Here is a 16,239-nt window from a genome sequence, read left to right as displayed (position 1 = left end):
ACTCTTGGATCATTTTCTCTATACAAATAATGAATTATTAGCTGAAGATTGCTCTGTGGCTGAGCTGGCTCGTACCCACGGTACTCCTTTGTACATCTATTCTCGTGCTACGTTAGAGCGTCATTGGCACGCATTTGACCGTGCGGTAGCCGATCATCCTCATCTTATCTGTTACGCCGTAAAAGCTAACTCTAACATTGCCGTTCTGAACGTGCTTGCCCGTTTGGGAAGTGGCTTCGATATCGTTTCTGGTGGTGAGTTGCTGCGAGTGATAGAAGCCGGTGGCGATCCCGCCAAAGTGGTATTTTCTGGGGTGGGTAAGACAACCGACGAAATGGAGATGGCGCTCAATCTAGATATTCATTGTTTTAACGTCGAATCGGCTGCTGAGCTTGAGCAGCTAAATATCGTTGCCGGCCGTATTGGCAAGCTGGCACCAGTTTCACTGCGCGTTAACCCAGATGTCGATGCCGGTACACACCCATATATATCTACGGGTCTTAAAGAGAACAAGTTTGGTATTGCTATGGAGGAGGCTGAGGCTATTTTTGCCCGCGCCGCAGCATTACCAAATTTAAAAGTTAAAGGTGTTGATTGTCATATCGGTTCCCAGTTGACCGAGATGCAGCCTTTCCTCGATGCTATGGATCGTATGTTAGCCCTAATCGACAGACTCGCTGAGCAGGATATTCATATTGAACATTTCGATGTGGGTGGTGGCTTAGGTGTGCCTTATGACGGTGAGACACCGCCTCAACCTGATGTATATGCCGCGGCCTTGCTCGAACGCTTAGGCTCCCGAGATCTTAAGCTCATTTTCGAACCTGGTCGTGCTATTGCAGCGAATGCAGGTATTTTTGTGACTCAGGTGCTCTATCTTAAAGGCAACGGTGATAAGCACTTTGCACTGGTCGATGGTGCGATGAATGATCTTATCCGTCCTGCGCTTTACAGCGCTTGGCAAAATATTATTCCTGTTAACCCACGTGATGGTGAAACCCTAAATTACGATATCGTTGGCCCTGTGTGTGAAACCGGTGACTTCTTAGGCAAAGATAGGCAGTTGAATATAGCTGCGGGTGATTACCTGGCTGTGCGCTCATCGGGCGCCTATGGCTTTACCATGTCATCTAACTACAATTCACGGCCTCGTGCTGCCGAGTTGATGGTCGATGGGGAGCAGGCTTATGTTATCCGAGAGAGAGAAAAAGTGACTCAGCTATGGCAAGGTGAGCAACTCCTGCCGTAAACTGTTTATATTAACTGATGATGTTTCTGTTTCCTTCTTAGAAAAAGTACAAAGGTTTTACTGAGCGGCGAAACAGAGCGATTTAAAGGATACCTAACTTGATCCATTTCACTAAGATGCATGGTTTAGGCAATGATTTTATGGTGGTCGACGGCGTAACACAGAATGTGTTCTTCTCGCCTGAGCAGATCAAGCGCCTTGCGGATCGAAATTTTGGTATAGGTTTCGATCAGTTGCTTTTGGTGGAGCCTCCTTATGATCCCGAACTTGATTTCCACTATCGTATTTTCAATGCAGATGGAGGAGAGGTTGAGCAGTGTGGTAACGGCGCACGTTGTTTCGCTCGATTTGTGCGTAACAAGGGCTTGACCAACAAACAGAAAATTAAAGTCAGCACCTCCAACGGCAAGCTCACCCTGCGACTGGAACGAGACGGCAATGTCACCGTGAATATGGGGATTCCGATACTCGAACCCAGTAAGATCCCTTTTAATGCTAAGAGACCCGAAAAAACATATTTGTTACAGGCTGATATTGCAGAATCTAAGGTGCAGACCTTTCTCTGTGGCGCCGTTTCAATGGGTAACCCACACTGTGTTTTGGATGTGGAAGATATTCAGACTGCAGATGTTGAGGGGATTGGGGCTTTATTAACTCAGCATGATCGCTTTCCAAAGGGAGTGAATGTCGGTTTTATGCAGGTGATTAACTCAGGTCATATTAAACTTAGAGTATATGAGCGAGGCGCAGCAGAGACGCTTGCTTGTGGTACAGGAGCATGTGCTGCGGTTGTCGTGGGTTTGTTGCAAGGTAAGCTCGATAAAAGTGTTCGTGTCGATCTCCCCGGCGGTACTCTGACTATTAATTGGGAAGGAGAGGGTAAGCCTTTATGGATGACTGGACCTGCAGAACACGTATATGACGGACAGATACAAACATGACCGAAATGACTAATATAAAGAAACAATTGCCGTTCGATGAGATATTGATTCGAGAGTACTTACTGGATAATCCTGACTTTTTCAGTCGTTATCCTGAGTTGCTGTTGGCAATGCGAATTCCTCATGCGGAACGTGGAGCAGTGTCTTTGGTTGAGCGTCAACAAGAGATGCTGCGTAGTCGGGTGCAGCAGTTAGAGGAGGAGATCACATCTTTAATGGGTATGGCTACCCGTAATGAGATGATCTATATGTTCAATACCAAACTTTCACTTAAGCTGCTTGAATGTGAAGATCTTGGCGAACTTAGGCAAGAGTTGTCTGAAAGCTTAAAAGCGCAATTCCAGTTTAGTCACGTTCGTTTAATTACGGTACACGACATTGATAGTGAGTTGTCGCGTATCTGGAGTAAGCGCCTGAGCCAAGGTTATTATTTTGGTCGACTCACTACGGCAGAGTCGAAACGTTTATTTGGCTGTGAAGTCGGCTCAGTGGCTTTATCTAGATTATCAGAGCAATGTGGTCAGGTCATTTTTGCCATAGCGAGTCAAAATGCTATGCATTTTCATCCGGAAATGGATCATTTACTCTTGGATCAATTGAAGCAACTCATAGATCATCTTTTACCTAAACTTTAAGTGTGCAGTTTGGATCTGGCTATTAGCCTATAAAGAAGCTGCTTACAAGGCTCGTAGGCAACTGAGGAGTTAGATGAACGCCAACTGGTTCAAACAGTTTGAGAGTTATTTGAGTGCTGAGCGGCAGCTTTCTGCGCATACAGTACGAAATTACCTATTCGAGTTACATCGGGTTTCCCATAAGCTCGAAGCAAATGTCTCCTTTGCTATCCCTTGGTCTGAAGTTAGCCATGATCAAATTCAACATGTTTTAGGTCAACTACACCGCCAAGGCCTGAGCCCCCGCTCCCTGTCATTAACGCTTTCTGCGGTAAAGCAGTTTTGCGACTTTTTATTGGTTGAAGGAGTCATTAAGGCTAATCCCGCAAAGAGTCTGAGTGCGCCTAAGCAGAATAAACCTCTGCCCAAAAATATGGATCTCGATTCTGTTACCCACCTATTAGAGATAGACGCCGACGACCCTCTGAGTGTGCGTGATAAAGCCATCATGGAGTTGTTTTACTCTTCTGGCCTACGACTCGCCGAGCTGGCGGCTTTAGATGTGCTTGATATCCGCTTTGCCGAACGGCAAGTTAAGGTATTAGGTAAAGGAAGCAAGGAAAGGATAGTCCCTGTAGGGAGATGTGCGATCGATGCCATTCAAGCTTGGTTAGTGTTTAGAGAAAGTATTCCCAGCCAAGATGATGCGTTATTTGTTACAGCCAAGGGAAAACGCCTTGCTCATAGAAGTATACAAGCCAGATTAGCCAAGTGGGGGCAGGAGCAAGCCTTGAATATGCGGGTCCATCCCCATAAATTACGCCACTCATTTGCGACTCATATGCTGGAGTCGAGCGCCGATCTGCGTGCGGTACAGGAGCTCCTTGGCCATGCCAATCTCTCGACGACTCAAATATACACAAGTTTAGATTTTCAGCATCTGGCAAAAGTGTACGATGGAGCCCACCCAAGAGCCAGTAGAGCTAAGAAGCTCAATAATGGGAAAGGGGAGAAAGGCTGATGACGCGGATATATCTCAGGCCTCGTCCATTTCAAGCGATCAGCTTCGATCTCGATGACACCTTATATGATAATGGTCCCGTGATCAGGGCCGCAGAAGCCTCACTGCAGCAATTTTTACATCAAACCTATAGCGAAACGCGTCGCTGGCAAATAGATGACTGGATAAAGCTTAAAGCGAGTCTAATTCAGAGTCAGCCCGAGCTTGCCCATGATACGACTGCCGCACGTTTGATCATGTTGGAACAAGGCCTGTTAATGCTTGGCTACTCCAGAGAGCGTGCCGAATCGGGTGCCATGGCGGGCTTGAATCATTTCTTACAAAAGCGCTCAGATTTTACCGTTCCAAGGTCTATCATAAACTTGCTTCGAGAATTGAGCTTTACATATCCATTAATCGGCATCACTAACGGCAATGTCGATGCCGATAAAGTTGGTCTGGGTGGTGTGTTGGAATTTGTGCTCCACCCTGGTGAGGGCACTCGTATGAAGCCTTATCCGGATATGTTTTATATTGCCAGTCGCAGGCTGGACATTTCATTACATAGCTTACTGCACGTCGGGGATAGTCATGCATCCGATGTTATGGGAGCCAGAATGGCAGGCTGTCAGTCTGTTTGGCTTAATCCAAGCTTCGGTCGCTCCAAGATCAGAGAGCACAGAGGCATCTTGCCTCATATAGAGATTGATATGATTGGAAGTTTTTTAGAAAGTCTTATTTAACGTCTTGCTGATTATATTTATGATGCCCGTAGTGGTGGAGCTAATATGAGTAAGTTTATTGATGCTGAGCCTAAGATTAGGGAGTTGATAGAGCTGCTGATCAAACAAAATGAACAACAAGCCTCTCTCCATTAGTCTCCTTTACATCGAGTCGCGATCTAATTCCTCACTGATAGGCCTGTAGTTGCAGGCCTATTTCATCATACAGATATGCTAAAATCTATTCAGACTGGGCCAGAGCCTTAGGGAACAAGATATTATTTTCCAGATGAATATGTTGTTTCAAGTCGGCCTCAAACTCTGCCAAAGTGGCGTAGCATACGCGCCAGGTGGTACAGGCATACTCAGGAGGTTGGAAGTGATTGGTGAGCTCATGGAGCTTTTCCAGCATCTGAACCGCCTCGTTATGCTCATGTTCCATGGCATTGATAGGATTGCCTATGTGCCCGAAACAAGCGTTAACAGATGCTCCGTCGGCCATGGCCCTGATGGCAGGAAATAAAATCTTTTCCTCCTTCATCAAGTGAGGAACGAGATCTTCGACTAATGCCTGCACCCAGCCCGCAAATGGCTTTATCTCCGGATAATTTTCGCCCTGGGCGCGCACCATCTTCTGGCTGTACTCGAGTAGCAGTGGGGCTTTTTCTCGCACATAGGTATGATGCGTCTCTTCGATATAGTCGATCAGTTTATCGATGGCGAGTTGATTGAGTGTATCTTCCTTAGGCCCCGATGTATCGATGGCGATCAGCGCGGCTTCTACTTCTGTTAAGTCTGCCCCAGCTCTGTCACAGGCCGAGGCGAGTGAACGTCCTCCACCGCAACAGAAATCGATATCGAATTGACTGAAAATATGCGCGGCTCGAAAATCATCGGCTACTAACTTTCCGACACGTTGCTGGGATAGCTTGAGATCCGATTGAAAAGTTGTGCTCATACTTGCTCCAAAGCTGTAAATAATTTATATCTTTAGTGGGATGTTATTTGCCACTTAGCTTATGGACAAGTAAAACTTGACTAAATTAGTCGGGAATAGACCTTTTTATGATGTAGATTAAACTTAGGTGAAAAATCAGACATAAAAAAACCAGCCGAAGCTGGTTTTTTTATTTAGTAAGGAAAGAATGATTAGTTCATGCCGTACTTTTTCAATTTCTTACGCAGAGTACCACGGTTGATACCCAGCATGTTCGCAGCGCGAGTCTGGTTGCCGCGAGTGTGCTGCATGATGATATCTAGCAGAGGAGCTTCAACTTCGCTCAACACCATTTCATATACTTCTTCAGCTTCTTGTCCGTCCATTTGAGCGAAAAAGTTTGTTACGGCGCGCTTTACAGCGTCACGTAGTAACTGAGGCTTAATAGTACCGTTAGCTGTTTCAATTTTGCCAACTGTAAGCTGATGAGTTTCTGTGTTAGTAGTCTGATCAAACATTCGTATTCTGCTCTTTAATTAATTCTGTGCAATTTCATCAAAATAGCGTTCCACCATGGAACATTGTTTTTCAACAGTCTCCAGCCGATTAAATTCGGCGCGGAATGGACGCTGTTCTTCCTGGTCCAAATACCACCCAACATGCTTTCTAGCAAAACGGATGCCCTTATACTCACCATACAGTTCATATAAGTTTTCAAGATGTTCCAGCATCACAAGACGCTTTTCATCTATCTCAACAGGCGCTAGCTTGTTACCCGTATCCAGGTAATGTTGGATTTCTCGGAAAATCCAAGGCCGTCCTTGGGCACCTCGTCCTATCATGAGGGCATCGACACCGGTATGATCAAGCACGTAGCGTGCCTTCTCTGGGGTGACAATATCTCCATTAGCAATAACTGGGATCGAGATATTCTGTTTAATAGCCTTAATTGTGTCGTATTCGGCGTTGCCTTTATACATGCATTGCCTAGTACGGCCGTGAACGGCTAACGAGGCAATACCACAGTCTTCGGCTATCTGGGCGATTTGAACACCATTCCTGTGCTCTGGAACCCAACCGGTTCGAATCTTCAGGGTCACTGGTACATCGACTGCGGCTACCACGGCCTGTAAAATTTCTTTTACCAGTACGGGGTTTTGCAGCAAAGCTGAACCAGCTAGCTTCTTATTCACTTTCTTAGCAGGACAACCCATATTGATATCGATGATCTGCGCTCCCTGTTGTACGTTGACAACAGCGGCGTTGGCCATCAATTCAGGATCGGCACCTGCGATCTGCACTGAGCGTATTCCCTTCTCACCAGCATGACTCATGCGCTGGCGGCTCTTATCTGTATCCCAAACATCGGGGTTGGATGAAAGCATCTCAGAAACCGCCATGGCAGCACCATAACGAATACAAAGATTTCTAAAGGGTTGGTCTGTGACACCTGCCATTGGTGCCACGATCAGCTGATTTTTCAGTTGATAGGGTCCAATTTGCATTCTCAACATACCTGCGCTTCAAAGGGGCGCTATAGTACGTCTTTTTTGAGTCGGTGAAAAGGTCAATAAATGACCTGAGGCAAACTTTTTTTCTTGACTTTTGCAAGCTGAGAATAGTTAGGCGGAACAAGGTGCACCGCCCAATACAGCTATTTACGTATTCCTGTCAAGCGACTCCAATCTTCTTTGTGAGCCGGCTCATCCATATCGAACCATTCGGTGTAAAATTCAGCAATCTCATTAGCTTGTTCTTTTAACAGGCCTGATAAGGCTAAATGACCACCAGATTTTACTTTTTCAGCAATTAATGGTGCCAATTCACGTAGAGGCCCCGCAAGAATGTTGGCAACTAAGATATCGGCCTTAAGATCCTTCGGTTGATCTTCAGGAAGATAGAGACTGATTTTATCTAATACATCATTGCGCTCGGCGTTGGCCTTTGAGGCTTCGATTGCCTGATAGTCAATATCTATTCCTGTCACTTCTTTAGCGCCTAGTTTTAGCGCTGCGACGGCTAAGATGCCTGAGCCGCAACCGAAGTCGATGACTTCTTTATTGGTTAATTCCAGTCCATCTAGCCATTCTAGACATAGGGCTGTCGTTGGGTGAGTGCCTGTACCGAATGCTAATCCTGGATCTAATATGACATTAACCGCTTCCGGGACCGGGACTTCACGCCAGCTAGGGCAAATCCACAGGCGCTTGCCAAATTGGATTGGGTGGAAGTTATCCATCCACTCACGCTCCCAATCTTTGTCTTCGACCTGTTCAATTTTATAACTAAAATCGCTACCTAAATAAGGCACTAATTTTAGCTGCTCGACGACAACAGCAAGATCTCTGTCTGCTTCAAATAGTGCGGTCAATACCGTGTGATTCCAAAGTGGTGTCTCACCTAATGTTGGCTCATAAATCGGGGTATCTTTGCCATCTTCTAGCGTGATAGACAGTGAACCTTTTTCCATTAGCAGATCGCTTAATGCATCTGCGTGTTGGTTGTCAGTATCAATTTTCAGTTGGATCCAAGGCATGGAGTCGTCCCGTTACTTGTAAAATTGCGGCTATTGTATACCCAAGCCTACATGTAATGCGAGTTTCAGAGCAATTTACGATTTGGGTTGATTTAGCTAAATAGACAAACAGAGCATGAGTGATGAATCTAGGTGGTTGCTAGTCATTATTGGTGAACTTCTTACTTATCTTGCTGAATTAAATCAAGATGTATACATATTTGTTTTGTTTTAATACTGGGTGTAACCAATTGAATTAAATTGGTTAGTTGGTATTACCTCTGTTTTTAAATTCTCCCATTGTTTGTGACAGGCTTCAAATACTTAAGCTTAACCTCGTGAGTTAACTCACGAAATTTATAGGGCACACATCTCATCAATACACTTCCTGTTAGAGTATAAATCTTAAAAATAGGCACATAAGAAGATGACTGTGAGAACTTTACTACCTGCATCTAGTATCCTTGGCATTGCTGGACACCCTTGGTCCGCTAAAGCCGACAAAATTCAAAGTGCCACAGGTATCTTACTGGGTTGTTTTTTATTAGTTCACCTGCACTTCGAATCGAGTATTTTACTCGGTAAAGAAGCGTTCTATCAGGTGGTGCAGATACTGGAAGGCGGCATGTTTAGCGAAACGGGCCATGGTTTCCCCATTGTTACTAAAATATTCTCAATTTTAATTTTGCTCGTTGTGATCTTGCATGCGGCTGTTGCGCTGCGTCGTTTCCCTGCGCAATTAGGCCAATGGCGCGCGCTTCGCAGGCACATGAATGTCATCAAGCATAAAGACAGTCATGCTTGGTTCTGGCAGCTTGTTACCGGTTTTATTTTGTTCTTCTTAGCACCTGTGCACATATTTACCATGATCACTAACCCAGAAATTGGCCCTCATTTGTCTGCTGAGCGTGTTTATCACGCCAATGCTTGGTTGCTCTACGCTTTGCTACTTCCAGCGGTGGTTATCCACGCCATGATTGGTTTGTATCGTGTTGCAGTGAAGTGGGGGTTTACTGCTAATCGTTCAGGGTTAAGAAAGCTGGCTAAAGTCATGATTATTTATCTTATTACTATCGGTGTATTTAGTTTAGTTTCATATATTTACTTAGGTCACGGCTTGTCTTTACCTATTGAGCCTTATGTCCCAACTGGCCATTAGTCATGATTAGATAAGGATATCCTTGATTATTTAGATCTGAATTGATCTACCTCACTGTAATTGAGTGATTTGTGGGCGACATTATCCTTTATAAGGTTTTAGATTATGTAGCAACTCAACATTCAGTGAGGACCTATGACAATTAATGACTCTGCAATCGCAGAAAGTACGACAAATACAATAATGACGACAAATACAACAGCTAAGGTACAAGGCAGACGTTGGACAGCCTGGCTTGATATCAGTCAGAGCCTTTCTGGTGTAATTCTAGCCATTTTCCTATGGATGCATTTAGTCTTAGTCTCTTCCATCTTGCTCGGGGGAGAGGCTATGACCTGGGTAGCGGGCTTGATGGAGCTGAATTTTCTGAGCAGTGATGGCCATGGCTATCCTTGGGTTGTTTCGATTATTGCCATAGGGATTGGTGCGTTAGCCTTCATTCATGTACTAGTAGCACTGCAAAAATTACCGCTGAATCTAAAGCAGCTAGTAGCGCTTAAAACACAGATGAGTGCTATCAAGCATGGCGATACTCAGCTTTGGGTGTGGCAGGCGGTTACTGGCGTTATTATTTTTGTTTTGCTGCCAGTACACCTTTGGCTTATCGGCTCGGCGCCAGAGACCATAGGCCCATCGGGGTCGGCGAGTAGGATTTGGAACGACGGAGTTTGGCTCTTATATTTGCCCTTGTTGTTGAGTGTTGAGTTACATGCAGCAATTGGTATTTACCGGGTGGTGATTAAGTGGGGGGCGGCCGGAAACCTCAATACCCGCACTCGCATGAAAAAGATAAAAACCATTATTAGTGTGGTGTTTGTGTTGATTGGATTAGCGTCGTTATTGGCTTTTTTACCTTACGCATAACAGCCGAGACGACGCTACTCTGATAGAGCTGAGATGACAGCTGCGCTGTAGGACCAGCTTTAGCCGGGAGAGGATAAACCCATGAATATCTGGGCTAAAGCCTCTTCGACAGAAAAATGATGCTAGCGCTATTGGGGCCTAGCCCCTCGAATATTCGCAGCCGTCCGTGCAGTGATAGGCCGAAGGCCGTCGTCTTAGCTTTAACCTTCAGCACTTATTACTTAAAACTTAAAAACCAGAACCTTACGCTTTAAAAGGAGCAAGTGTGAAACTGATATATACCGATTCTTTAGTGGTTGGAGCTGGGTTGGCTGGCTTGCGAGTTGCCATTGCCTCCAAAGAGCGCGGACTGGATACTGTCGTGCTTTCTCTTATTCCTGCTAAGCGGTCACATTCCGCTGCGGCGCAAGGGGGTATGCAAGCGAGTCTGGGTAATACTGTCAAAGGAATGGGTGATGATGAAGATGTTCATTTTCAGGATACGGTAAAAGGTTCTGACTGGGGTTGCGATCAAGATGTCGCGCGTATGTTTGCTCACTGTGCCCCTAAGGCTGTTAGAGAGCTAGCAAACTGGGGCGTCCCCTGGACACGGATCACAGAAGGCCCAAGACAGGTGGTGGTGAATGCTGAAAAGGTAACCATTGAAGAGGCTAAAGATGCCCATGGTTTGATCAATGCCCGTGATTTTGGCGGTACCAAGAAATGGCGTACCTGTTATACCGCAGACGGTACCGGACATTCGTTGCTTTATGCCGTGGATAATAAGGCCATTTCTATGGATATTCCTGTCCATGAGCGCGTCGAAGCTTTGGCACTTATTCATGATGGTAAGCGTTGTCACGGTGTTGTCGCCCGCTGTCTGGTTACTGGGGAGATAAGAGCCTATATCGGTAAATCCACCACTATTGCTACTGGCGGTTACGGCAGGATTTATGAAGTATCGACCAATGCCATCATCTGTGAAGGCATCGGTCAGGCACTGGCCCTCGAAACTGGCGTCGCCAAACTTGGCAATATGGAAGCGGTTCAGTTTCACCCTACAGCTATCGTTCCTGTTGGGATCCTGACGACCGAAGGTTGTCGAGGTGATGGTGGCTTATTAAGAGATAAAGACGGCCATAGGTTTATGCCGGACTATGAGCCGGAGAAGAAGGAGCTCGCTTCTCGTGATGTGGTTTCTCGTCGCATGACAGAACATATGCGTAAGGGGAAGGGGGTTGATAGCCCTTATGGCCCGCATTTGTGGTTAGATATTACTTTGCTTGGCCGTAAACATGTGGAAACTAACCTACGTGAAGTGAAAGAGATCTGTGAGAATTTTCTGGGGATTGATCCTGCAAAAGAATGGATACCAGTGCGGCCGACTCAGCACTACTCTATGGGAGGTATACGTACCGATAAGACAGGTCAAAACCCTCAGCTAAAAGGCTTATTCAGTGTCGGTGAAGCTGCGTGCTGGGATATGCATGGTTTTAATCGACTAGGGGGGAACTCGCTGGCTGAAACCGTGGTCGGCGGTATGATTATCGGTAAATATGTTGCCGATTTCTGTCAGGAAAATACCTTAGAAATAGACACTGGGCTTGCCGAGTTATTTATCGATAAGGTGCGTAGCGAAATTGACGATTTAGTGGAAGGTAAAGGTACAGAGAGTCCGTTTGTGATCAGAAAAGAGATGGAGCGGATTATGATGGATTATGTCGGTATTTTCCGTAATGGTACTGAACTCGATAAAGCGGTTTCTGAGCTCCAAGGGCTACTGAAGCGTTCCCGTGATATTGGTCTTAAATGTAATAAGCGCCATGCCAATCCTGAGTTGGTTGAAGCGCTACGTGTTAAGCGCATGATTAAAGTTGCCTTAACTGTGGCATGTGGCGCTGCAGTCCGTACAGAAAGCCGCGGTGCCCACGCTCGAGAGGATTTCCCTCAACGAAATGATAAAGATTGGTTGAACAGAACGCTTTCAAGCTGGCCTGATGAGAATGCACTCTCTCCAGAACTCAGTTATGAACAGCTTGATGTGATGAAAATGGAGCTGCCGCCTGGGTATCGAGGTTACGGTATCAACAATGCGATTGCACACCCGGATACTGAGAAACGAGAGTTGGAGATCACTCAAATCTTAAGTGAGTTAGATGAAGAAGCCGATTGTCATCAGAAGCAAAATGCAATTATGCCTTTCGAAGTACCAGAAGCTTTGATGGCTAAAAATGAACGTCTAAGTGATAAATTGAATGAAAGTGGTAGGGTGCAGGCAGTGAGGGGAATAGCTAAATGAATCAATTTGAGACTAAGGGTCGTACCTTAACATTCAATATTTTTAGATATGACCCACAAGAAGTGGGTGATAAGCCCAAGATAGTTCAATATCAAATTGAAGAAACGCCTGGTATGACAGTGTTTATCGCGCTGAATATGCTACGTGAGCATCAAGATACTTCTCTACAATTTGATTTTGTCTGCCGTGCTGGTATTTGTGGTAGTTGCGCCATGGTGATCAATGGCTTGCCGACTCTGGCATGCCGAACACTGACAAACACATATCCCAAAGGGGAAATAACCTTGATGCCGCTACCTGGCTTCGAGCTGATCGGCGATCTTTCGGTGAATACCGGTAAGTTTATGCGTGAACTGGCGGAACGACTTAAGCTCTGGCTACACCCAATGAGTGAAGATGCCAACGTTCATAGGCTCGAAACGCCGATGTCACCAGAGGAAGCTGCTAAGCTTTATGAGTTGGAGCGGTGCGTCGAATGTGGTGTTTGCGTATCGGCCTGCGCCACTAAGCAGATGCGAGAAACCTTCGTCGGAGCTGTCGGCATGATGAAGTTAGCCAGATTTGAACTCGATAGCCGCGATAGTCGCAGTGTCGAAGACTTCTATCATGTCATTGGCAATCAGGATGGTGTGTTTGGCTGTATGACCTTACTAGGCTGCCAGGATAACTGCCCCAAGGACTTGCCCCATATGCAGCAGATAGCCTATTTGCGTCGTAAGATGGCAATGGCTCAGGTTTAATTTTTTACTTATTGTGCCAAGTCCGAGAGCCTGCTTCTATAGCAGGCTTTCTTTTTTGTCGAAGAGCCCATAGCATAGTGAAATTGGTGCTGGGAAACTTATTTTGGGAAGGCGAATGCAAATAAACGATCTCATGCTTTTTGTTCGGGTAGCCGACTGCGGTAGCATTACGGCCGCTGCGACTGAGCTTGAACTCTCACCGGCTGCGGCCAGTGCCGCATTGAAGCGGCTTGAGAAACAACTCGAAACCAGTTTATTTATTAGAAGTACGCGGAGCCTTAGGTTAACCGATACGGGTGAGCGATATCTGATCCATTGTCGCAGGGCATTGGCAGATTTAAGTCTGGGGCAGCAGGCTATCAATGATGTAAGAGAGAAGATCTCGGGTGTTGTCAGTCTGGCTGTGCCTTCAGATACTGGCAGAACCGTATTACTTCCTTGGCTCGATGACTTTATGGATGAATACCCTGAGCTTAAAATCAGGTTACATATTGGTGATACCCTGTCAGATTTCTACCATGACAAGATAGATGTCGCACTGCGCATAGGTACACCAAAGGACTCCTCTTTAGTCGCATTTAAGATAGCTAAAGTGAAGAGGCAGCTTTGCGCCTCTCCGGAATATATCGCCAAGCATGGTGAAATTACATCTATTGAGCAGCTGTCTGATCATAACTGTTTGTTTTTTATGTTAGATGAGCGAACCCATGATCTGTGGCGCTTCACTAAAAATGGTCGTGAGTTTAAGGTGAGAGTCACAGGGAACCGCACTTGTAATGACGCCGAAGTCGCCCGTCGCTGGGCTGTGGCGGGTAAAGGTGTCGTTTACAAATCAGCTTTGGATCTTGGTGAAGATATATTGAAGCAGAGGTTAGTCCCTATGATGACAGATTATGAAGGGGAGGGTGCAGACCTCTATCTTGTCTGCCCGGGAAGAGAGCATGTCACACCGGTTATTTTATTACTAAGGGATATGCTTAGACAGAGGTGTAAGCAGCGATTAGAAGCGAGGAATTAGAAGCTAAGGATCTAAGGAGCGAGTTCCTAGGCATGAGCATGATATGGCTCATGGACTGTTTGAAAAGATAGACATAACTCTTATGATAAGAGTCCATGGAAAATATACACAAGTGTTATTACAAGAAGTCCTGACACAAGGTCTATTTTTATCCATCCATGGAAAATATACACAAGTGTTCCTGACACAAGAAAGCCGCAACGAGTGCGGCTTTTTTATTGCGAGTACTAATCGCTATGTCTTACAAGGAATAGAGGAAAAGGGTTTAGCCTTTACCACCACCTCTCATTGCGTTGAAGAATTCTTCGTTAGTCTTGGTTAAGGCTAACTTATCGATAAGGAACTCCATGCCCGTGACTTCATCCATAGGATTAAGGATCTTACGTAGGATCCACATCTTCTGCAGCTCTTCAGGAGTCGTGAGTTTCTCTTCACGACGAGTACCAGAGCGATTGAAATCGATAGCAGGGAAGACACGCTTTTCAGCTGCTTTACGTGACAGGTGTAACTCTTGATTACCTGTACCTTTAAACTCTTCGTAGATAACTTCATCCATCTTAGAGCCGGTATCGACAAGTGCTGTTGCGATAATGGTTAAGCTACCACCATGTTCGATGTTACGTGCTGCACCGAAGAAACGCTTAGGACGATGTAGTGCGTTGGCATCGACACCACCGGTAAGAACTTTACCCGATGATGGAATAACCGTGTTGTATGCACGAGCAAGACGAGTGATCGAATCCAGCAGGATAACTACGTCTTTCTTATGCTCAACCAGACGCTTGGCTTTTTCAATAACCATCTCTGCTACCTGAACGTGACGACTGGCTGGTTCATCAAAGGTAGAAGCAATAACTTCACCTTTTACCATGCGTTGCATTTCGGTAACTTCTTCCGGACGCTCATCGATAAGCAAAACCATCAATACCACATCTGGGTTATTGTGGGTGATGCTTTGAGCCATGTTCTGTAGCAGTAATGTCTTACCGGCTTTTGGCGGCGCAACAATTAGGCCACGTTGACCTTTACCGATAGGTGAACATAGATCGAGAATTCTTGAAGTAATATCTTCGGTCGAACCATTACCACGCTCCATACGCAGACGCTCTTCGGCATGCAGTGGAGTAAGGTTTTCGAATAAGATTTTTGTGCGGGAGTTTTCAGGCTTGTCGAAATTGACTTCAGAGACTTTCAGTAGCGCGAAATAACGCTCCCCCTCTTTTGGAGGTCTGATCTTACCGAAGATAGTATCACCGGTTCGCATGCTGAAGCGACGGATCTGACTAGGAGAGACATAGATGTCATCCGGGCCGGCAAGGTAAGAAGCATCACCGCTACGAAGGAAACCAAATCCATCTTGCAGAATTTCGAGTACCCCGCCACCGAAGATATCTTCACCGCTTTTGGCGTGGGCTTTTAGGATTGAAAATATGATGTCCTGCTTACGAGCACGGGCAGTATTTTCAACTTTCATCTCTTGGGCGAGCTTTACTAAGTCTGAAATCGACTTGTCTTTTAATTCTGATAAATTCATCTTGGTGGGTCTTTTTATGCGAGACAATGCTATTTGTGATCAAGCGATCATAAAGTGTTTAAGTACAATTTGAAGGTTGAACGAATAGCTAGATGTGGGTTAATAGAAAGAGTCTGGTTATTAAAGTAGCACTATAGCGACTGTGCGTCTAGGGTTTTAGTTTAACCTGACACAATTTAATAAATAAGCTGTGTCAGATATCACTATTATACCCAGTAGCTGCGGCAATTTCATACTTTTCATATCCGTTTACGTACAGACAGTATGCAGCTGGGCTGCCTATATTTTGGATATAGGCTTTACTTCATTTAAAGCTGAGCGTCGATAAACTCTTTTAATTGAGTCTTAGACAGTGCGCCAACTTTAGTGCCAGCCAATTCACCGTTCTTAAAAATAAGTAGAGTCGGGATACCACGAACACCATACTTAGCTGGAGATACGCTGTTTTGATCGACATTGAGTTTGGCTATAGTGACTTTGCCTGCATAGTCATCGGCCACGTCATCTAAGATTGGCGCAATCATTTTACAAGGGCCACACCACTCAGCCCAAAAATCAACAACTACGGGAAGTTCTGATTTTATTACGTCATTTTCGAAGCTGTCGTCACTTAAATGTACTATCTTGTCGCTCATGATGTTCTCCAGTTAGGGTGCCATCGCTGGTTT

16 protein-coding genes are annotated in these 16,239 nt (G+C 45.5%); 10 read left to right on the top strand and 6 right to left on the bottom strand.

Going from position 1 to position 16,239, the window contains the following annotated elements:
- The first annotated feature begins 4 nt into the window (after window positions 1-4).
- From lysA to sps_RS15170, 5 genes are all read left to right on the top strand, one after another.
- On the top strand, window positions 5-1,249 hold the full coding sequence (gene lysA / locus sps_RS15190; protein ID WP_077753304.1) for a diaminopimelate decarboxylase: 1,245 nt from the start codon (window positions 5-7) through the stop codon (window positions 1,247-1,249).
- A gap of 98 nt (window positions 1,250-1,347) precedes the next feature.
- Window positions 1,348-2,190, top strand: a complete 843-nt coding sequence (gene dapF, locus sps_RS15185) for a diaminopimelate epimerase (RefSeq protein ID WP_077753303.1) — start codon at window positions 1,348-1,350, stop codon at window positions 2,188-2,190.
- Window positions 2,187-2,825 carry a DUF484 family protein gene (locus sps_RS15180; RefSeq protein ID WP_077753302.1) on the top strand — a complete coding sequence of 213 codons (639 nt, stop codon included), beginning with the start codon at window positions 2,187-2,189 and terminating at the stop codon, window positions 2,823-2,825. The genes dapF and sps_RS15180 overlap by 4 nt, the downstream gene beginning before the upstream one ends.
- Window positions 2,826-2,898: 73 nt before the next feature.
- Complete coding sequence (xerC, locus tag sps_RS15175) at window positions 2,899-3,825, top strand: tyrosine recombinase XerC (protein WP_077753301.1); 927 nt, start codon at window positions 2,899-2,901, stop codon at window positions 3,823-3,825.
- The gene (locus tag sps_RS15170; protein ID WP_077753300.1) at window positions 3,825-4,547 is read left to right on the top strand and encodes an HAD-IA family hydrolase; all 723 of its coding nucleotides are present in this window, start codon (window positions 3,825-3,827) and stop codon (window positions 4,545-4,547) included. Before xerC ends, sps_RS15170 begins: the two co-directional genes overlap by 1 nt.
- A 220-nt stretch (window positions 4,548-4,767) precedes the next feature.
- Here the strand turns inward: sps_RS15170 and ric are convergent, their stop codons facing one another.
- The 4 genes from ric to prmA all read right to left on the bottom strand — a co-directional run bounded on the left by ric (window position 4,768) and on the right by prmA (window position 7,999).
- Complete coding sequence (ric, locus tag sps_RS15165; protein ID WP_077753299.1) at window positions 4,768-5,484, bottom strand: iron-sulfur cluster repair di-iron protein; 717 nt, start codon at window positions 5,482-5,484, stop codon at window positions 4,768-4,770.
- Window positions 5,485-5,675: 191 nt separating this feature from the next.
- Window positions 5,676-5,981, bottom strand: coding sequence for a DNA-binding transcriptional regulator Fis (gene fis, locus sps_RS15160; RefSeq protein WP_005496187.1), 306 nt, complete (start codon window positions 5,979-5,981; stop codon window positions 5,676-5,678).
- Window positions 5,982-5,999: 18 nt separating this feature from the next.
- Complete coding sequence (gene dusB, locus sps_RS15155) at window positions 6,000-6,968, bottom strand: tRNA dihydrouridine synthase DusB (protein WP_077753298.1); 969 nt, start codon at window positions 6,966-6,968, stop codon at window positions 6,000-6,002.
- 149 nt (window positions 6,969-7,117) lie between these two features.
- Window positions 7,118-7,999 (bottom strand): 50S ribosomal protein L11 methyltransferase, encoded by an 882-nt coding sequence (gene prmA / locus sps_RS15150; RefSeq protein WP_077753297.1) that lies wholly within the window; start codon window positions 7,997-7,999, stop codon window positions 7,118-7,120.
- 406 nt (window positions 8,000-8,405) lie between these two features.
- On the opposite strand from prmA, the gene sps_RS15145 reads away from it, so the two are divergent.
- From sps_RS15145 to sps_RS15125, 5 genes are all read left to right on the top strand, one after another.
- Window positions 8,406-9,137 (top strand): fumarate reductase cytochrome b subunit, encoded by a 732-nt coding sequence (locus sps_RS15145; protein ID WP_077753296.1) that lies wholly within the window; start codon window positions 8,406-8,408, stop codon window positions 9,135-9,137.
- 183 nt (window positions 9,138-9,320) lie between these two features.
- Window positions 9,321-10,001 carry a fumarate reductase cytochrome b subunit gene (locus sps_RS15140; protein ID WP_077755712.1) on the top strand — a complete coding sequence of 227 codons (681 nt, stop codon included), beginning with the start codon at window positions 9,321-9,323 and terminating at the stop codon, window positions 9,999-10,001.
- Window positions 10,002-10,266: 265 nt separating this feature from the next.
- Complete coding sequence (locus tag sps_RS15135) at window positions 10,267-12,279, top strand: fumarate reductase flavoprotein subunit (protein ID WP_077753295.1); 2,013 nt, start codon at window positions 10,267-10,269, stop codon at window positions 12,277-12,279.
- Window positions 12,276-13,019 (top strand): fumarate reductase iron-sulfur subunit, encoded by a 744-nt coding sequence (locus sps_RS15130; protein ID WP_077753294.1) that lies wholly within the window; start codon window positions 12,276-12,278, stop codon window positions 13,017-13,019. Before sps_RS15135 ends, sps_RS15130 begins: the two co-directional genes overlap by 4 nt.
- A gap of 115 nt (window positions 13,020-13,134) precedes the next feature.
- Window positions 13,135-14,037 carry a LysR family transcriptional regulator gene (locus sps_RS15125; protein ID WP_077753293.1) on the top strand — a complete coding sequence of 301 codons (903 nt, stop codon included), beginning with the start codon at window positions 13,135-13,137 and terminating at the stop codon, window positions 14,035-14,037.
- 265 nt (window positions 14,038-14,302) lie between these two features.
- Here the strand turns inward: sps_RS15125 and rho are convergent, their stop codons facing one another.
- Complete coding sequence (gene rho, locus sps_RS15120) at window positions 14,303-15,571, bottom strand: transcription termination factor Rho (protein WP_077753292.1); 1,269 nt, start codon at window positions 15,569-15,571, stop codon at window positions 14,303-14,305.
- Window positions 15,572-15,879: 308 nt separating this feature from the next.
- Complete coding sequence (trxA, locus tag sps_RS15115; RefSeq protein ID WP_077753291.1) at window positions 15,880-16,206, bottom strand: thioredoxin TrxA; 327 nt, start codon at window positions 16,204-16,206, stop codon at window positions 15,880-15,882.
- Window positions 16,207-16,239 lie beyond the last annotated feature (33 nt).

Origin of the sequence: Shewanella psychrophila (assembly GCF_002005305.1) — a bacterium.
GTDB lineage: Bacteria > Pseudomonadota > Gammaproteobacteria > Enterobacterales > Shewanellaceae > Shewanella > Shewanella psychrophila.
The sequence above is the reverse complement of the archived record's forward strand: the minus strand, read 5'-3'. Positions and strand labels throughout refer to the sequence as shown.